The sequence below is a fragment of the Rhizobiaceae bacterium genome, assembly GCA_023953845.1.
Classification (GTDB): Bacteria; Pseudomonadota; Alphaproteobacteria; order Rhizobiales; family Rhizobiaceae; genus Arvimicrobium.
Window position 1 is genome coordinate 2,423,275 of record JAMLJC010000001.1, and the last position, 16,004, is coordinate 2,439,278.

Here is a 16,004-nt window from a genome sequence, read left to right on the forward strand (position 1 = left end):
GCCGGTGAACCGGGCGTGGGCCTGACGACCGGAGCATCAGCCGATGAGCAAGAAGGTTCGCGCACCGGAATACGGTGCGCCCCTCATGTCGGCGTTCCGCGAAGCGGCTGCCGCGCGGGACGCGCGCAAGCGCATGGTGCAGACGGTGGCGGGCGAACGCATCGTTCCGGGACGCCACTCGTCGCAGCGCAAGGGCGATGAAGCATCCTTGAAGCGCGATCTGTCCGTGGACCTGGTCGCGCTGCTCAACACGATCGAGCTCGGCGCTTCGGTGGACCTCGACGGGCTCGACAATGTGCGGCGCTCGATCATCAATTACGGTCTGCGCGACATCGGGCGTCTCACCAGCGAGGACAGGCGGGTCGACCAAATCAAGGACGATCTGCGCACCGCGCTCATGCAGTTCGAGCCGAGGCTCAATCCGGAGACGATCCAGATCGAGCGCAACGACAACGAGGACAGCGACCAGCGAATCCGGTTCTTCGTCGCGGTCGAGATGTTCTGCAAGCCGACGGACGTTTCCGTCGATTTCGTTGCCGATCTGGATGTCGGATCGGGCAAGATCAGCCTGTCGCGCCTGCCCGAGGCGATATGAATCGCGAGTTCCTCGAAAGCTTCGAGCAGGAGCTCAAGTTCTTTTACGAGCATGCGAAGGAGTATGGAGAGGAGTTCCCGGGCGTAGCGGACAGGCTCGGGGGGTTGGCGGAAAACACCATGGACCCCGGTCTGCAGGCGCTGTTCCAGGGCAGCGCCTTCATGGCCGCCCGGGTGCAGCTCAAGCTCCGCAGCGAGTTCGCGGAATTCACGTCCGCACTTCTCGACCAACTCGTGCCGGGCTATCTGGCGCCGATCCCCTCGGCATTGCTCGTTCAGGCCGCGCCACCCTTCAACGACAAGAATCTCGCGGACGGACGCAGCTTCCCCGCCGGCTCATATCTGGACGCCGTCTATGTCGAGCGGGACCGCCGCGTGTCCTGCCGCTATCGCCTTGCCGCGCCCCTGACGGTATGGCCGGTGCATCTGGAGGCGGCGCATTACCATGCTTCCGCAGCACCATTGCAGGCGTTGGGCCTCGAGACCGCACCCGGCACCGCCGCCGGTCTCAGGCTGACCTTCCGCCGCCGCACGATGAAGCTGGAGGACGACAAGCCCGGGGCGGCCGATCCCGGCGCGCCGGTCAACGAACTGCCGATCGACGTGCTGCCGGTTCATCTGGTGGGCTCCAGCGTCGACACGACGGCGCTCTACGAGCAGCTTTTCGCGCATTGCAGCCGGATCACGTTCCGCTATCTCGACGCGTTCGGCGATCCGCGCTTCGTCGCCGCGCCGCCGGACATGTTGCGGCAGATCGGCTTCGAGGAAAACGAACCCCTGTTCGGGCATGACGACCGTGTGTTCACCGGTTTCGCCCTGCTGCGCGATTTCTTCGTGTTCCCACAGAAGTTCACGGGCTTTCGCCTGGAAAATCTGCGCAAGGCGCTTGCGACCATCGCTGCGCCGGCTTTCGACATGCTGTTCGAGTTCGACAGCGCGGTCTCCCGGCTTGCTTCCGTGGTCAATCCCTCGCTTTTTTCGCTTTATGCAGCGCCCGCCGCGAACCTGTTCGAGATGCAGTGCGCTCGGGTGCCGGTGTCGACGCGCGAGCATGAGCACCACGTCATTCCGGATCGCAGCCGCTGGCTCGATTTCGAGGCGCATCGCATCGTCGATGTGTTCGCCCATTACAGCGGCGAGCGGGAGAAGGTGCCGGTGTTTCCGCTCTACAGCCTGCCGGCCGGGGGCATGCGCGTCGACGACGCGATCTTCTACACCGCCCGCCGGATGCCGCGCCGCGAGACGGCGCAGGAACGCCGCTTCGGGCAGCGCAGCAATTATGTCGGCACGGAGATGTTCATCTCGCTGCGCGAGCCGGCCGGCATCGATGCGGAGCGGCGAATCCACGAACTCAGCGTGCGCGCGCTGGTGTCGAACCGGCACCTGACCGAGCATCTGCCGGTCGGCGAATCCGGCGCGGATTTCTTCCTGATCGACGATACGGCGCTGCCGCTGCGTTGCGTCGCGGGTCCGACGCCGCCGCGGGAATCGCTGGTTGCGGCGCAATGGCGGCAACGCGGCGGCATGCGGTCCGGCGAAGTCGCGTGGGCGCTCATCAATATCCTGTCGCTCAACCATCTCGGCCTCGTCGACCGCAATCCGCAGGACCGGGCAGCGGGGCTGAAGGAATTGCTGGCGCTCTTCGCCGACCTTTCCGATGTGGTGACGGAGCGGCGCATCCGCGGCATCCAGGGCATCTCCTCCCGGCCGATCGTCCGCCGCATCCGCCAGGAGAACGGGTTCAACGCGGCGCGCGGCATCGAGGTCACGGTGACGTTCGACGAGCGGGCCTTCGAGGGTGCCGGCATCATGCTGATCGGCGCGGTGCTCGACCGCTTCTTCGCAGAATATGCCGCGATCAACACCTTCACCCAGACAGTGATCGAATCGCAGCAGCGCGGCGTGGTGAAGCGCTGGCCGCCCCGTTCCGGCCTCGGGCGGCTGCTATGAGCTACCGGAAGAAGCTTGAAGCCGAGCCGCATCGTTTCGACTTCTTCGGCGCGATGCGCGAACTGGAACGGTCTTCGCCCGAAAAGCCGAAAATAGGTCAGAGCACGGTTCCGGGCGAAGACGTCGTCAGGCTCGGCCAGAATCCTTTCCTCGATTTCTCGGACAACAATATCGAGGCGGCCGAATGGGGCGCGGCCGGAGTACCTACGGTCAGGACACGCTTTCTGGGTTTCTTCGGCCCGCAGGGGGCCTTGCCGCTCAGCACGACGATCGAGGCCTTCACCTGGAGCAACCAGCACGATCCGTCATTCGCGCGCTTCATCGATATTTTCGCCAACAGGTTCCAGCAGCTCTTCTTCCGCGCCTGGGCGGATGCGCGTCCGATCGCGCATTGGGACCGTCCGGCGAGTGACCGCTTCTTCGCCTATGTCGGCGCGATGGATGGCGTGGGGACCGCCGCACACCGCAATCGCGATTCCGTGCCCGACATCGCCAAGGTGCAGTTCGCCGGACTGGCGGGCGCGCAGGTCAAGAGCGCGACGCGGCTGCAGCACCTGCTGAAGGGCGTGTTCGGCGTCGATGTCGATGTGATCGAACGCGTCGGAAGCTGGCTGATCTTCGAGGCGGGGGACCTGACGGCGATCGGCAGGCAAGGCTCGACGCTCGGCGTGGACAGTTTCGTGGGCACCCGCGCCTACAGCATCAACGACAAGATACGGGTCCGCATCGTCGCCGGCACGCTGGAGGAATACAGGAATTTCCTGCCCTCCGGCGCGCGTTTCGAAAATCTGGTGGACCTCGTCTTCTTCTATGTCGGCCATCGCGCCGATTTCGACATGGAACTGGCGCTCCGGGCCGACCTCGCGCCGGCCGTGGAGCTTGGAAAGTCCGGTCAACTGGGCTGGACCTCGTGGATCGCGCCGAAGAAGCCGGGCGCCGGTGCGCCGGCCTATCTCAGCGACGCCCGTTTCAACCCGATGGAACAGAGGCGCGCCGCCACCGGCGCGCGCGCCAGACGCGACGCCGCCAGCCGAAAGGGGAGGGCAGGGACATGAGCGACATCAGCCTCGAAACCGTGACGGGCAAGCTCAACCGGGTCGGCTACGACGCCTTCATGCAGGCGCTCAGGCAGGCCAAGGGCGCCGGCAACCGAAACCTCGAGATCGCGCACTGGTTCAACCACATTCTCGCCAACGATCGATCCGACCTCTCGCTCACCGTCGACCACTACAAGCTCGACCGGGCGAAACTGCTCAAGGACATCGCCGCGACCATCGACGGCTTCCGCAAGCAGGAAACCGAGATGCCGGGCATCTCCAACCAGATCACGGATCTGCTCGACCGGGGTTGGTACTATGCGACGCTGTTCTTCGGCGAGACGCAGATACGCACCGGGCATCTTCTCATCGGCGCGCTGAAATCGCGCGAACTGCGCCGCGCGCTGCAGCAGCTCTCTCCGCAGTTCGGGCAGATCAACGACGATCTTCTCGCAGCCGAATCCCGTAAGGTCTGGGGCCAGTCGGACGAGGAGAATCTGCGGCCGATGGACGGTTCGGGCTTGAGCGCACGGCCAGCCGGTGCGCCGGGCGCGGACACGCCCGCCGCGCGCGGCACCACGGCGCTCGACCGTTTCTCCGTCGACATGACGGCGCAGGCGACGGCCGGCAAGATGGACCCGGTGGTCGGCCGCGACGACGAGATCCGCCAGATCATCGACGTCCTGATGCGCCGCCGGCAGAATAATCCGATCCTCACCGGCGAGGCCGGTGTCGGCAAGACGGCGGTAGTGGAGGGTTTTGCGCAAAGGCTCGCGGCGGGCGACGTGCCGCCGCAGCTGAAGGGCGTGCGGCTCTGCGCGCTGGACATCGGGCTGATGCAGGCCGGCGCGTCGATGAAGGGCGAGTTCGAGCAGCGGCTGCGCTCCGTCATCGACGAAGTGCAGGCCTCGCCCACGCCGGTCATCCTGTTCATCGACGAGGCGCATACGCTGATCGGGGCCGGCGGCCAGCAGGGGACGGGCGATGCCGCCAACCTGCTCAAGCCCGCCTTGGCGCGCGGCACGCTGCGCACCATCGGCGCGACGACATGGGCGGAATACCGCCAGTATTTCGAGAAGGACCCCGCGCTGACGCGGCGCTTCCAGCCGGTGAACGTGGACGAGCCGTCGATCGAGCGCTGCGTGACCATGCTGCGCGGCATTCTCGCACCCATGGAGAAGCATCACGGCGTGCGCATCTCGGACGAGGCTGTGAAGGCGGCGGTGACGTTTTCCGCCCGCTACATTCCGGCGCGCCAGCTTCCCGACAAGGCCGTCAGCCTGCTCGACACGGCTTGCGCCCGCGTCGCCATCAGCCAGTCCACCACGCCGGCCCTTATCGCGGACCTGAAAGCCTCGATCGAGGCGATGCGCCGCGAACTCGACACCCAGTCCCGGGAAGGCGAACTCGGTCTCGAGGACGAGGAACGCATCGCCGAGCTGACGGCCGAGATCGCCGACACCGAAAAGCGTCTGGCCGAGGCCGAAGCGGAGTTCCAGAAGGAACGCGCTCTGGTGGACGAGATCGTCGCCTTCCGCGGCAGAATGGCTAAGGCCGCTGAGGCTTCAGGCGCCGACGTCGACAACACGGCCGCCCCCGCTGGCGAAATGTCCGCCGCTGCCGCTGCGCCCGTGGACGGCGATCCCGAAGTGGTGGTGGAGGAGCCTCGCGCAGGACTCAAGTCGCGGCTGGAGCAACTCGAAGGCATCGATGCCGCGCGGCGCATGATCTATGCCCATGTCGACGAGCCGGCGGTCGCATCCGTCGTGTCGGACTGGACCGGCATTCCCATCGGCCGCATGGTGAAGGACGAGGTGCAGACCGTCCTGCAGCTCGCCGAGATCATGGGCCGGCGTGTCGTCGGCCAGGATCACGGTCTCAGGATGATCTCCAAGCGCATCGAGACCAACCGCGCCAAGCTCGACAATCCCAACAAGCCCATCGGCGTGTTCATGCTCTGCGGCCCGTCCGGCGTCGGCAAGACGGAGACGGCGCTGGCGCTGGCGGAATCGCTCTATGGCGGCGAGCAGAACATGATCACCATCAATATGAGCGAGTTCCAGGAGGCGCATACCGTCTCGGCGCTGAAGGGCGCGCCGCCCGGCTATGTCGGCTATGGCGAGGGCGGCAGGCTGACGGAGGCGGTGCGGCGAAAGCCCTACAGCGTCGTGCTGCTGGACGAGGTCGAGAAGGCGCATCCCGACGTGCACGAGCTTTTCTTCCAGGTGTTCGACAAGGGCCGGATGGAAGACGGCACAGGCCGGCGCATAGATTTCAGGAACACGTTGATCATCCTCACCTCCAATGTCGGCACGGAGGTCATCATGCAGATGGCCGAGGAGGGCAAGACGAAGCCCGATCCGGAAGCGCTGAACACCGCGCTCAGGCCCTATCTGACGCGGCACTTCCCGCCGGCCCTGCTCGGGCGCATCGTGACGATTCCCTATTTCCCGCTGTCGGCGGACATGCTCGCCGGCATCGTCCGGTTGCAGCTCGACCGCATCAGGCGACGGGTCGCGGACAATCACGACGCCGAGCTCGAATACAGCGATGCGGTGGTCGATCACATCGTCGCCCAATGCGACAATCCCGATTCCGGCGGGCGCATGATCGACAACATCATCACCAACACGCTGCTGCCGGAACTGTCGCGCTACTTCCTCAATCGAAGTCTTGAGAAGGAGGAGATCACCAGCGCGAAGATCGACGTCGTCGACGGTCGGTTCAGCTACGAGGTGAACTGAACGGTCAGATATCGCTCGTCAGCGATTTGACGAGTTCGGTCAGAGCCGTCTTGTACTTCGCGAATTCGGGCGACGTCTGCTTGACCTCGCGCACCTCTACTGTGGGCGCGGTTGCGACGCGCGGCGCGCGGCCGCTCATCTTCTTCTCTGCCCATGCGATGACGTAGCTGGCGTCCTTACCAGTCAGGAAGGGATTGGCGCTGATCACGCCGGAGCCGAGCACGTCCGCCAGCGAGGCGTTTCCGGGCGACGACAGGATCTTCGCCGCGCCGTCCATGCCGAGAAAATGGCAGAGATAGAGGCGCCCGGCGGTGATGGCGTGGCCGCGGGCGCGCAGATAGGCCTCGCCCTCGCGCGCCAGATTGCGAACCATCTCCCGCGAGATGGTGGGGTCGAAGCGGAGCGCCAGCAGGTCGGCGCGCGACATGGACCGCGCCAGATCGGGGCGGTAGGTGTTCATCATGCGGACCCATGTGGATTCGATGAACTGGCCGAGGCCTGTCGCGGTCGACAGCGGGTTCTTGGCCGTGGCGCTGCCGCCGCTCTCGACATGGATGATGCGGTCGGTCAGCTTTTCCACGGCGCCGCCGTCCGATGTCTCGGCGACGACGGAACCCAGCGGATCGACGGCGGTGCTGCCCTGATAAAGCTCGAAATGCAGATGCGGACCGGTGGAAAGGCCACTGGTGCCGATATAGCCGATCAGGTCTCCGGCCTTCACCGTCGTGCCGGCTCCGGCCGGAATGGCGAAGCGCGACATGTGGGCGTAACGCGTCTCGCGGCCGTCGGAATGCGCGATGCGGACGAGGTTGCCATAGTCGCCGCCGTCCCCCTGAAAGACGATCTCGCCGTCGAAGGCGGCGCGGATCGGCGTGCCGATGGGAGCGGCCCAGTCGACGCCCTTGTGGATGCGGACGGTTTTCAGGATGGGATGGCGGCGCGGGCCGAATGTGGAGGTCATGACGCCGCTGGTCGGCGTCACCATGCCGTTGGTGATGGTGAGCGAATGCACCTGGTCGTCGCCGGTGACGCAGGCGAAATCGCCGCCGCTCTGCTGGTAGACGAAGCATTCCATGTTGCGCTCGCCGCCGCGCACCGCGACGTAGAGCACCCGGCCCGCGCTTCCGTCGTCCGAGCGGCCTGTTTCCGAATAGATCAGCGTCAGCCGGTCGTCCGGCGTGGCGAAGGCGTTCAGATCCTGTCCGCGCGACAGATACATGATCGCTTCGCCGATCACGCCGGTCGGCACGTTGTTGCGGGCCGCCGTCGAGTAGATTGCGTCCAGCAGGCGGTACTGCCGCTTGTGTCCGCCCTCGGCCGGCTCGCCGGAATAGTGGAACAGATCGTCGCGCACCCATGGGTCGGCGCCGACGACGAAATCGCCGGCTGCGTCGCGCGCCAGCGTTCCGATGAAGGTATCGTTGGCGTAGATCGACACCTGCATGAGGCTCATGGCGGTCGGATCGCGTGCCGTGCGGAAGCCGCGCAGCGCGACCACGAACCCCGCTTCCAGCCCGTCTCTCGAAAACAGCGTCTTCAGCGCTTCTCCGGCTTTCTTCGCATCTTCGCTACGGAAGCGGTTTTCCAGCACGATGCTGTCCAGCGTGCGATTGCTGAGGACCTTGACGAAGATATCCGATGTCGCCTCGATGCGTTCTGTCTCGGGCGTCACGATGGCGACGCTGGTCGTGTTCTCGATCTCGGTCTTCCTGAATTCCGGAAGCTCCGCCTCGCCCTGATCGACCGTCTCGCCCCAGCCGGCGGCCGGGTCGGAGAAGGTCTCGCGCGCCGACGCATCGACCGGGACGGCCGGATCGACCGCCTCCGGCGCGGCCAATGGAGCGCCGGAGGCTGCCGGTAGCGGCGACGGCGCCGCTGAACGCTGGGCCTGGAAGAAGGCGAAATCCTCCTGGCTGGAGGGGATCGTCGTCATGAAACGTTCGCTGGAACTGACCATGGTGTCCGTGAGAACGTCGATGTTGGCGGAAATGCCCGGTTGCACGAGGTCCGCCGGCCGCGCCACGGCGCGCACCTTCGGTCCGCCGCCTGCGCCGCTCGACAGGCTGATGAGCATCGGGTCGCCGGCCAGATCGACGATTGCCGGAACGAACACCGCCGCGTCGTCGGGAATGTCGTCGGTCTCGGCGACGGGCTCCAGATCGCCGTCATAGGTTCGGAACGACCATCGATCCAGCGTCGCATAGACGACCGCCGCCACGATCAGCAGGACGAAGCCGCCGGCGAGCGCCGCGATCTTCCGCAGCAGCCGGCGTTTTCGCTGCGCGGCGTGCGCCTGCTTCTTCTCGCGGAAACTTGCGTCGATCGCGTGGGTCACGACGTCCGTCCCGAAAGGAAGAGCGTCCAGCGCGCCTGTTCGAGCGTATCGACTTCATAGAAGGGCGCGGCGATGTGGCCGCGCTGCCAGCACTCCTCGATGCCACGGATGGTGAAGCGCCGTTTCTCCACGCACATTTCGGTCGAGCCGCTGAGGATCGGCTGGCCGAAGACGTCGGTGGCGTAGATGTAGATATAGCGGTTCTTCAGTTCCTCGCGGATGACGTTCACGCACTGGTTCGCGCCGATCGTCCACCAGCCGTCCGTCTGGAAGGCTGCTTCCACTTCCTGTCCGACGGCGATATTCACGACATCCAGCGTCTGGTTGCAGACGGTGAACTCGGCATGCGCCTCGCCGGCGAGCGTGCATCCGGACGCGCCCAGCAGCGCGGACAGAAGACGCAGGCGCATCCCGCCGCGCGCACCGGCCGAGAACATGCCCGCCAAGATCGAACGCACCATCGAAAACCGCCCCATTCCCGGCGATCCGCACCGCGACCCGTCGCATTATCCCGCACAAGCGCCATCAACGCAAAGTGATGCGGCGCTCGCAGGCTCGCACGCCTTTATGGCGCATTTCCGCGCCATTGCATCGCCGTGCTTCAGCTTCCTGTTTTTGCGCGCGTCTTATCCTGAAACCGGTTCCCACTTTCGGGAGACATGCGCTAGACTGGCCTTCGCATTTCCCGTCGATCGCGTTCCGCCTCCTCAGGAGAATACCCGATGGCTCACGGAAAGTCGCTTCCAGCCGCCGCCGCTCTCGTCTTTGCCGGCTGCGCCGCGCATGCCGGGCAAGGGTCCTTCTCGCTGGAGCTCAACGACGCGCAGGATCTCAACGGAAGTTGCCGGCTCGCCTATGTGGCGCTGAATTCGACGGGCAAGCGCGTCGAGAAGGCGTCCTACGACGTCTTCACCTTCGACGAGACCGGGAAGGTCTCGCAGTCGCTGGTCTTCCAGTTCGGCGCCTTTCCGGTCGACAAGACGAAGGTCGTGCAGTTCGATCTCGCCGGCCGGCAATGCGCCAGCATATCGCGCCTGCTGATCAACGACGTGACGGAATGCGTGGTCGACGGACAGGATTCGCCGATCTGCATGGATGCGCTCACGACGATCACGCGCACGGCGATAAAGTTCGGACTTTGAGTGTCCATTGTTCCTGACCGGAGGTCGCGATGCTTGAAGTCTTGATCGGTCAGATACGGTCGGCCGGCGGACCGATCCTCATCGCGCTTGTCCTTGTGTCGATCGCGGCGCTTGCGGTGACGATCTTCAAGATCGTGCAGTTCGGCCGCATGGGCGTCGGGCGGTCGGCGGCGGCGCGGAGCGCGGTTTCCGTCTGGGCCGCCGGCGACCGGGCGCGCGGAATGGAAATCGCGCGATCGGAACTGTCGCCCGCCTCGTTGACCGTCGGCGCGGCCATGGCATCGCTGGCGCGACATCCGAACGATCGCGACCGGGCGCGCGAGCTTGCCGCGCAGACCGCGCTCGACCAGCTCACCACCATGTCCCGGCATCTCCGCATCCTGGAATCGGTGGTGCAGGCGGCGCCCATGATGGGATTGCTCGGCACGGTGATCGGCATGATCTCCGCCTTCGGCGAACTCTCCGCTTCCGGCGGCGCGATAGATCCGGCGGCGCTGGCGACCGGCATATGGGCCGCGCTGCTGACCACGGCGGCCGGTCTCGCCGTCGCCATCCCGTTCTACTTCGTGTCGGTCTGGCTCGACTCCCGTGTCGAGGAGGAGCGCGCGACGATGGAGGCGGCGATCGGCGCCGTGCTTTTCAGTGTGCCAACCGATCCTGCCGCGCGGCCGGGCACCACGGACGCGCCGGTTGCGCCGCTCGGCGGCCAGGCGGCGACGGCCTGACGCCGGTGGCCGCGCCGGATCGGATCATCGTCTGGAAGCAGCGCCAGCGCCGCGTCTTCTTCGCGCTGACGCCGCTCATCGACGTGATGTTCCTGCTGCTCATCTTCTTCATGCTCTCGTCGCAGATTTCCCCCTATGCGCTGATGCCGGTAGGCGCCGCCGCCTCGGCAGTCGGCGTCGCGGAGCCGGGCGGTGCTTCCACCGGCCCGCTGGCGATACGCCTGTCGCATGGCGAGGCGCGGATCGGCGGCCGGGTCGTTGCGCTGGAGAATCTGGCGGCGGCGGTGGAGGATCTCGTCGGCCAGGGGATCACGGCCTTCGTCGTCATCGTGACCGCGTCCGCCGACGTTCAGGACGCGGTCACGGCGCTCGAAACGCTGCAAGGCGCATCCGCCGTGACGGTGACGCTGGTGTCGGCGGGCGGCGGGCGATGAGCTACATTCCCGCAAGGCCGAAGCGCGCGCGTCACGATTTCTCGCTGACGATCATCAACATCGTCTTCCTGCTGCTGCTCTTCTATCTGGCGACCGGAAGCCTCATCAAGCAGAACGAACTGACGGCCGATATCCCCTTCAGCAAGGATATGCCGCTGGAGCGGCTGCCGCGTCCGTTGCTGCTCGCCGCCGCCGACGGAACGCTGTTCCTTGACGGTCAGCCGGTTTCGCTCGATGCGCTGAAGGAGATCGCGCCGCAGGCTGTCGGAGACCGCGCCTATCTCAATATCCTTGCCGAACGGACGCTGCCGGCGACGAGCCTCGTGGCGATCCTCGCAGAAGTGGATGCGGGCGGCGTGGCCGCGCGGCTGGTGACGCTGCGCGAGCGGCGGGACGGGAGCGCGCCCTGATGCTGCGGCAGGGCGACGGCTGGCTGTGGGCCGGTGCCTTCGGCGCCTCCATCGTCCTGCACGGCGCGCTTGCGTCGGCGCTGGCGCTGGCGCCGCGTCCCGAACGCCGGGAGACCCCAGCCGCCGCCATCTCAATCCAGTCGTTGACACGGGGCGTTCCTTCCAGCGTGGCGCCATCGCAGGTAGCGGTCGCGGATGTGTCGACAAAACTGGCCGAAGCGGCGTCGGCAAGTATCGTGTTGCCGCCTGTCCCGCAGGCGGAGGACGTCGCGGCCGTATCCGCCTCGCAACCGCTTGCGCCCGCGCAGCAGGGCGAGGCGATTGCTCCGATCCGGGAGGCGGCGCCCGCAGCCGCTCCTGCGGCCCAGCCCGAAAAGATCGACGCCAGCGAGCCCGCGCCAACGCCTGTCGTGGTTGCGGGCACGTCCCGGCTGGTAGTGGCTGCACCCGTGGAGAGCCTGTCGACATCGCCTGTCGATCAGGCCGAACCGGTGAGCGCCGCCCGGGTGGCCGATGGCATGGCGGTGGAAACTGTCACGGCCTTCGCCGCAGACAATATTGTGCCTGCCTCGGCGTCGGACGCGGTCGCTCCTTCGGGCGTGTCACCCATCGAAACAGTGGGCGCGGTGCCGCCACGGGTCGGCTCGGCCCTGCCGCCCGTAGTACCAACACCGGCCGAAGGACCTCGTGTCGCTACCGCCGCGCCGATCCTTGCGCCTGCGTCCGTCGGTGCCGGAACGGCGTCGCGCACCGAACCTCTGCGCCCATCTCAGCCGACCGCCAGCGTTCAGACGGGATCGGAACGATTGAGCGCCATCGCGGCCGACCCCCCACCCGCAAATGCGGAGCAGCCGGCCGCCCCGGTCGTCACGGGCGCGCCGGTATCCGCCCCGGCGCCGGAGGAGCGGGTCGCCATGGCGCCAATCCGCCCCGAGGCTCCGCCGGTCGAGCCGCGCTCGTCGGTCGATCCCTTGCAGCAGGTGCGCAACGTGATCGTGGCCGAGCCGGGCGACGGCGGATGTTTCGTCGCGATCGCAAAGCCTTCTGCCGATACCGTCGCGGTTGACGGCTACGCCGCGGCTGGCGAGACGCTGGCGAGGCTCGAAACGGATCTCGTGGCGATCGAGGACGCGTCCGTCGCGATGCGCCGGCATCGGATTGCGTCGGCGCAATGCGACGCGCTGGCCTTCACGCGGGGGCTCAATCCGGACCCCGTGCCGCGCCTGACGATCAGGCCGGACACGCCTGAGATCGCAAGCGGAACCGAACTGACCGGGATCGTGCGCGACTTCGGCCGCAAGTGGCTCTATCTCGTCGTCGTGGACGACGAGGGCAAGGTCCAGGAACTGGACGATCTGAAACCCGGTCCCGACGGCTCGATCGTTTTCCGCGCTCCGTTGACATTGACGGACGGACCCGTCGATACGGTGCAACTCCTGCTCGCGGTGGCGAGCGACGAGCCGCTGGACACGTTCGCGACGCAGGACGGCGCGCCGGCGGGAGCTTATTTCCAGTCGCTCCGGGAGGAGATTTCGGCGCATCCGCGCCCGATCGATATCGGGCTCGCAGGCTTTCTGATCCGCTGAGGTGCAAAGGCGCTCAGCCGCCGAGCCGGAAATATTTCGCGGTCGCCGCCGCGTCGCCGTTCGAGCGCATCTCGTCGAGGATCTTCGGAAGCACGTCCGCCGCCGGCACCGGCGCGGAGAACTCGGCCGCCTTGATGCCGTCGGCGCTCGCCAGCACGATGATCATCTGCGGCACCACCTTCCTCGCGGCCTGATCGGCGGCGCTCAGCCCGATGGGAACCGAGAAGCTGCGGCCGTCGCCTGTCCCTGAAAGGCGGCTGTTGAGGTTGAACGCCATGCCCTTGTGGTCGATGAGCAGCATTTCGGGCTTGCGCCCGCCGAGATCGGACAGCGTGCCGCTTACCGGCGTCCCGTTGGGCACCGATGTCCGGTCAAGCGTCAGATCCGGGGCGCCCGCCGACGACCGCGGCAGGTCGCGCAGGAAGTTCGCCACTACGCATTGCGGCTGCTCGATGAGGCGCACGCCGACATCCGGCTCGATCCTGAACTCGCTCTGGAAGGAGTTCAGCAGTTGCATGAAGGGCTGCACATCGGTGCCGAAACCCTCGATTTCGATGGCCTTGTCGGTCGCCGCGAGAGCGGTTGCGTAAAAGCAGTCGCCGCCGGAATAGTCGCGCACCCATGAAATCCGCCGCGCGACGTCATCCAGCGCTTCCGTCGCCGGCGGGGCGGCTGTCGGCTGCAAGGCGGCTTCGGTGACGGCCGGTTCAGGCTGCGGCTGCTGGGTCGGCGCTTGCGGCGTCGCGGGCTGAACCGGAGCCGCCGGGTCGGATGCGGCTGCCGCTGGCGGTTGCGCGGGAGCGGGCTCGGACGCCAGGGGAGCTTCCGCAGGAGGCGGCTCCGCGACGGGCTGCGATTCCGTAGCCGGCGGGGTCGTGGCCGCTGCCGCGGGCGGTTCGACCCGCGCCACGGCTTCTCCGGCATCATCGGCGGGCTGACCGGCAGCGGATTGATCGGTGGTAGTCTCGGTGCCGGCAGACGGCTCCGGCGTGAGCACCGTCTCGGTCTGGCCGGGTTGCGCCGACTCGGGCGTGGACGGTCCGAGAACGCCGCTCATATAAAGAGCGGCGCCTCCGAGCACGACGACCAGCGATGCGGCGATCGCCACGATGGCTGCTTTGCCCGTGTGCTGCTTCGGCGGCGGACCGGACGCGGGCGTGCCCTCCCGTTTCTCGTCCAGCCATGCAGGCCGGACATGCGCGACGAAAGGCGGCGCTTCACCGCCGTGTGCGGAAGAATCCCCGGCTTGTGGCGACGGTTCGTGCGCTGGTTGGTGAGCAGCCTCCGCGACAGGTTCGGGTGTTGGCCACGACGCTGCGGTCGGCACGGGGTCGGCGGCAGGCGGGGGAACTTGCGCCACCGGATCGGCCGCAGGCGGAACCGTGCGCGGCAGGGCGGTGACATCGACGCCGCGCGCCATCTCCGCGACCGCCGCCATGCTCGCCGGCCGGTCCTGCGGCCGGGGCTGCAACATGGCTTCGAGGATCGGGCGTATGCTTTCGTCAATCGCGGAAAGAGCCGGCACGACGCGCCGCTTCTCCACGATTTCCACCTGAGTGCCGCCCATGTCGATCGGCTCGGCCAGAAGGGCGGCGGCGATCACCAGCCCGAGGCTGTAGATGTCGGACTGCTCGGTGATCTCGGCCCCGAAGAGACCCAGCTGCTCGGGAGAAACATAATTGTACTTGCCGGCGAACTTGCCGCCGATCAGCGTTTCGCCGCCGACGGTGGCGGAGCGAGCAATGCCGAAATCGATGATCTTGGCACGCTCCACCCTGCCGCCCGGCAGGATGATGTTGTCGGGCGAAAGATCGCGATGCACGATGCCGGCCTCGTGCGCGGCCGCCAGTCCCGAGGCGAGCCGGGCGCAAAGCTTGCGCGCCTGGTCAGCCGACATGGGTCCGCGCTTCATGAGGTCGACCAGCGACTCGCCGTCCACGAACTCCATGGCGAGATACGGCCGGCCGATGCCGGCATCGATGGTGAAGACGTGGTAGCGGACGATGGCGTCGTGGGCGAGATGGTTGAGGATCGACGCTTCCTTGCGAAACAGCGACAGGATGGTCGGGTCGCGGGCGAGTTCCGGCAGCACGATCTTGATCGCGACCGGATCGCCGGTCTGGATGTTGTGGCCGCGATAGACCTCGCCCATGCCGCCGAAGGCGATGCGCTCGTCGAGTTCGTAGATGCCGCTGAGCTGCGTGCCGACCGTGGCTTCGGCGACCTGCGGCAGGATCTGGGTTTTCTCGTCGCTGCTCATAGGGCGTGACCATTGCCGGCATAGGCGGCGGATTTTCGATGGGTCGATGGCATATTGGCGGCATCGAGCATGCGGACGACGATAATGGTCACATTGTCGGTGCCGCCGCGCGCCAGCACCATCTGCAGCAGCGCCTCGCAGGCCTGCTGCGGCGAGCCTCCCGCGACGGCGCTGAGTATCTCGTCGTCGGACACATGCGCCGTCAGCCCGTCCGTACCGAGCACGAAAGTGTCGCCGGGCTGCAGTTCTCCCTGCGCGATGTCGACGTCGATGTCGTCGCTCACGCCCACGGCCCTTGTGATGACGTTTCGCCGGGGCCAGTTGCGCGCCTCGTCGGCCGTGATGACGCCGCGGTCGAGCAGTTCTTGGACCTCCGTGTGGTCGCGCGACACCTGCGAGATGGCGTCGTCGCGGACGAGATAGACGCGGCTGTCGCCCGACCAGAGGCAGGCGAAACGTCCGTCGATGGCGAGCAGCGCTGCGACGGTGGAGCCGATGGTCACGCCGCGCTCCTGCGCGACACGCCGGATCTCCGCATGGGCGCGCGCCAGCCGGTCCTCGAAACGGGCGCGCAGATCCGGCGCCGAGGTGGCGATGCCCATCGTTGCCAGATGCTCCACGATGCTCGCCGAGGCGACCTCGCCGGCATCGTGGCCGCCCATGCCGTCCGCCACGAGCCAGAGCCCGCTTTGCGGCTCGACGAGGAAATTGTCCTCGTTCAACGGGCGGACGCAGCCAGCATGGCTGACGGCGTAGCTGTCGGACTGAAAGGAAAGCTGGCTCACCT

13 protein-coding genes are annotated in these 16,004 nt (G+C 66.8%); 9 read left to right on the top strand and 4 right to left on the bottom strand.

Annotated elements, in window-relative coordinates:
* Positions 1–43: 43 nt before the first annotated feature.
* The 4 genes from M9955_11870 to tssH are packed head-to-tail and all read left to right on the top strand — an operon-like array spanning position 44 to position 6,325.
* On the top strand, positions 44–595 hold the full coding sequence (locus M9955_11870; protein ID MCO5082340.1) for a GPW/gp25 family protein: 552 nt from the start codon (positions 44–46) through the stop codon (positions 593–595).
* Positions 592–2,544 (top strand): type VI secretion system baseplate subunit TssF, encoded by a 1,953-nt coding sequence (gene tssF / locus M9955_11875; GenBank protein ID MCO5082341.1) that lies wholly within the window; start codon positions 592–594, stop codon positions 2,542–2,544. Before M9955_11870 ends, tssF begins: the two co-directional genes overlap by 4 nt.
* Positions 2,541–3,599 (top strand): type VI secretion system baseplate subunit TssG, encoded by a 1,059-nt coding sequence (tssG, locus tag M9955_11880; GenBank protein ID MCO5082342.1) that lies wholly within the window; start codon positions 2,541–2,543, stop codon positions 3,597–3,599. The genes tssF and tssG overlap by 4 nt, the downstream gene beginning before the upstream one ends.
* The gene (tssH, locus tag M9955_11885) at positions 3,596–6,325 is read left to right on the top strand and encodes a type VI secretion system ATPase TssH (protein ID MCO5082343.1); all 2,730 of its coding nucleotides are present in this window, start codon (positions 3,596–3,598) and stop codon (positions 6,323–6,325) included. Before tssG ends, tssH begins: the two co-directional genes overlap by 4 nt.
* Before the next feature lie 4 nt (positions 6,326–6,329).
* On the opposite strand, the gene M9955_11890 is transcribed toward tssH, so the two are convergent.
* Positions 6,330–8,660, bottom strand: coding sequence for a M23 family metallopeptidase (locus tag M9955_11890; protein ID MCO5082344.1), 2,331 nt, complete (start codon positions 8,658–8,660; stop codon positions 6,330–6,332).
* Complete coding sequence (locus M9955_11895; GenBank protein MCO5082345.1) at positions 8,657–9,136, bottom strand: DUF1036 domain-containing protein; 480 nt, start codon at positions 9,134–9,136, stop codon at positions 8,657–8,659. Before M9955_11895 ends, M9955_11890 begins: the two co-directional genes overlap by 4 nt.
* Before the next feature lie 246 nt (positions 9,137–9,382).
* On the opposite strand from M9955_11895, the gene M9955_11900 reads away from it, so the two are divergent.
* From M9955_11900 to M9955_11920, 5 genes are read left to right on the top strand one after another with little or no spacing between them, the layout of a single operon-like run.
* Entirely contained in the window at positions 9,383–9,802 is a 420-nt protein-coding gene (locus M9955_11900; GenBank protein ID MCO5082346.1) for a hypothetical protein, read from the top strand.
* Positions 9,803–9,831: 29 nt separating this feature from the next.
* Positions 9,832–10,527 carry a MotA/TolQ/ExbB proton channel family protein gene (locus tag M9955_11905; protein MCO5082347.1) on the top strand — a complete coding sequence of 232 codons (696 nt, stop codon included), beginning with the start codon at positions 9,832–9,834 and terminating at the stop codon, positions 10,525–10,527.
* A 5-nt stretch (positions 10,528–10,532) separates the two neighbouring features.
* A complete protein-coding gene (locus tag M9955_11910) occupies positions 10,533–10,961 on the top strand; it encodes a biopolymer transporter ExbD (protein ID MCO5082348.1) in 429 nt (142 codons plus the stop codon).
* Positions 10,958–11,371, top strand: a complete 414-nt coding sequence (locus M9955_11915; protein MCO5082349.1) for a biopolymer transporter ExbD — start codon at positions 10,958–10,960, stop codon at positions 11,369–11,371. The genes M9955_11910 and M9955_11915 overlap by 4 nt, the downstream gene beginning before the upstream one ends.
* Positions 11,371–12,957 carry a hypothetical protein gene (locus tag M9955_11920; protein ID MCO5082350.1) on the top strand — a complete coding sequence of 529 codons (1,587 nt, stop codon included), beginning with the start codon at positions 11,371–11,373 and terminating at the stop codon, positions 12,955–12,957. Before M9955_11915 ends, M9955_11920 begins: the two co-directional genes overlap by 1 nt.
* Positions 12,958–12,970: 13 nt before the next feature.
* Here M9955_11920 and M9955_11925 read toward each other — a convergent pair whose 3' ends face one another.
* Together M9955_11925 and M9955_11930 are read right to left on the bottom strand one after the other, a co-directional pair.
* Positions 12,971–15,217: a protein kinase gene (locus tag M9955_11925; protein MCO5082351.1), complete on the bottom strand. Its 2,247-nt coding sequence runs from the start codon at positions 15,215–15,217 to the stop codon at positions 12,971–12,973.
* The gene (locus M9955_11930) at positions 15,214–16,002 is read right to left on the bottom strand and encodes a protein phosphatase 2C domain-containing protein (GenBank protein ID MCO5082352.1); all 789 of its coding nucleotides are present in this window, start codon (positions 16,000–16,002) and stop codon (positions 15,214–15,216) included. Before M9955_11930 ends, M9955_11925 begins: the two co-directional genes overlap by 4 nt.
* Positions 16,003–16,004: the final 2 nt, after the last annotated feature.

Bases quoted from the DNA above. Each gene is read 5' to 3' on its own strand.
- M9955_11900 (MCO5082346.1), top strand. From the start codon at position 9,383: ATGGCTCACGGAAAGTCGCTTCCAGCCGCCGCCGCTCTCGTCTTTGCC.
- M9955_11920 (MCO5082350.1), top strand. From the start codon at position 11,371: ATGCTGCGGCAGGGCGACGGCTGGCTGTGGGCCGGTGCCTTCGGCGCC.
- tssH (MCO5082343.1), top strand. From the start codon at position 3,596: ATGAGCGACATCAGCCTCGAAACCGTGACGGGCAAGCTCAACCGGGTC.
- M9955_11905 (MCO5082347.1), top strand. From the start codon at position 9,832: ATGCTTGAAGTCTTGATCGGTCAGATACGGTCGGCCGGCGGACCGATC.
- M9955_11915 (MCO5082349.1), top strand. From the start codon at position 10,958: ATGAGCTACATTCCCGCAAGGCCGAAGCGCGCGCGTCACGATTTCTCG.
- M9955_11870 (MCO5082340.1), top strand. From the start codon at position 44: ATGAGCAAGAAGGTTCGCGCACCGGAATACGGTGCGCCCCTCATGTCG.
- M9955_11895 (MCO5082345.1), bottom strand. From the start codon at position 9,136: ATGGGGCGGTTTTCGATGGTGCGTTCGATCTTGGCGGGCATGTTCTCG.
- tssG (MCO5082342.1), top strand. From the start codon at position 2,541: ATGAGCTACCGGAAGAAGCTTGAAGCCGAGCCGCATCGTTTCGACTTC.
- M9955_11925 (MCO5082351.1), bottom strand. From the start codon at position 15,217: ATGAGCAGCGACGAGAAAACCCAGATCCTGCCGCAGGTCGCCGAAGCC.
- tssF (MCO5082341.1), top strand. From the start codon at position 592: ATGAATCGCGAGTTCCTCGAAAGCTTCGAGCAGGAGCTCAAGTTCTTT.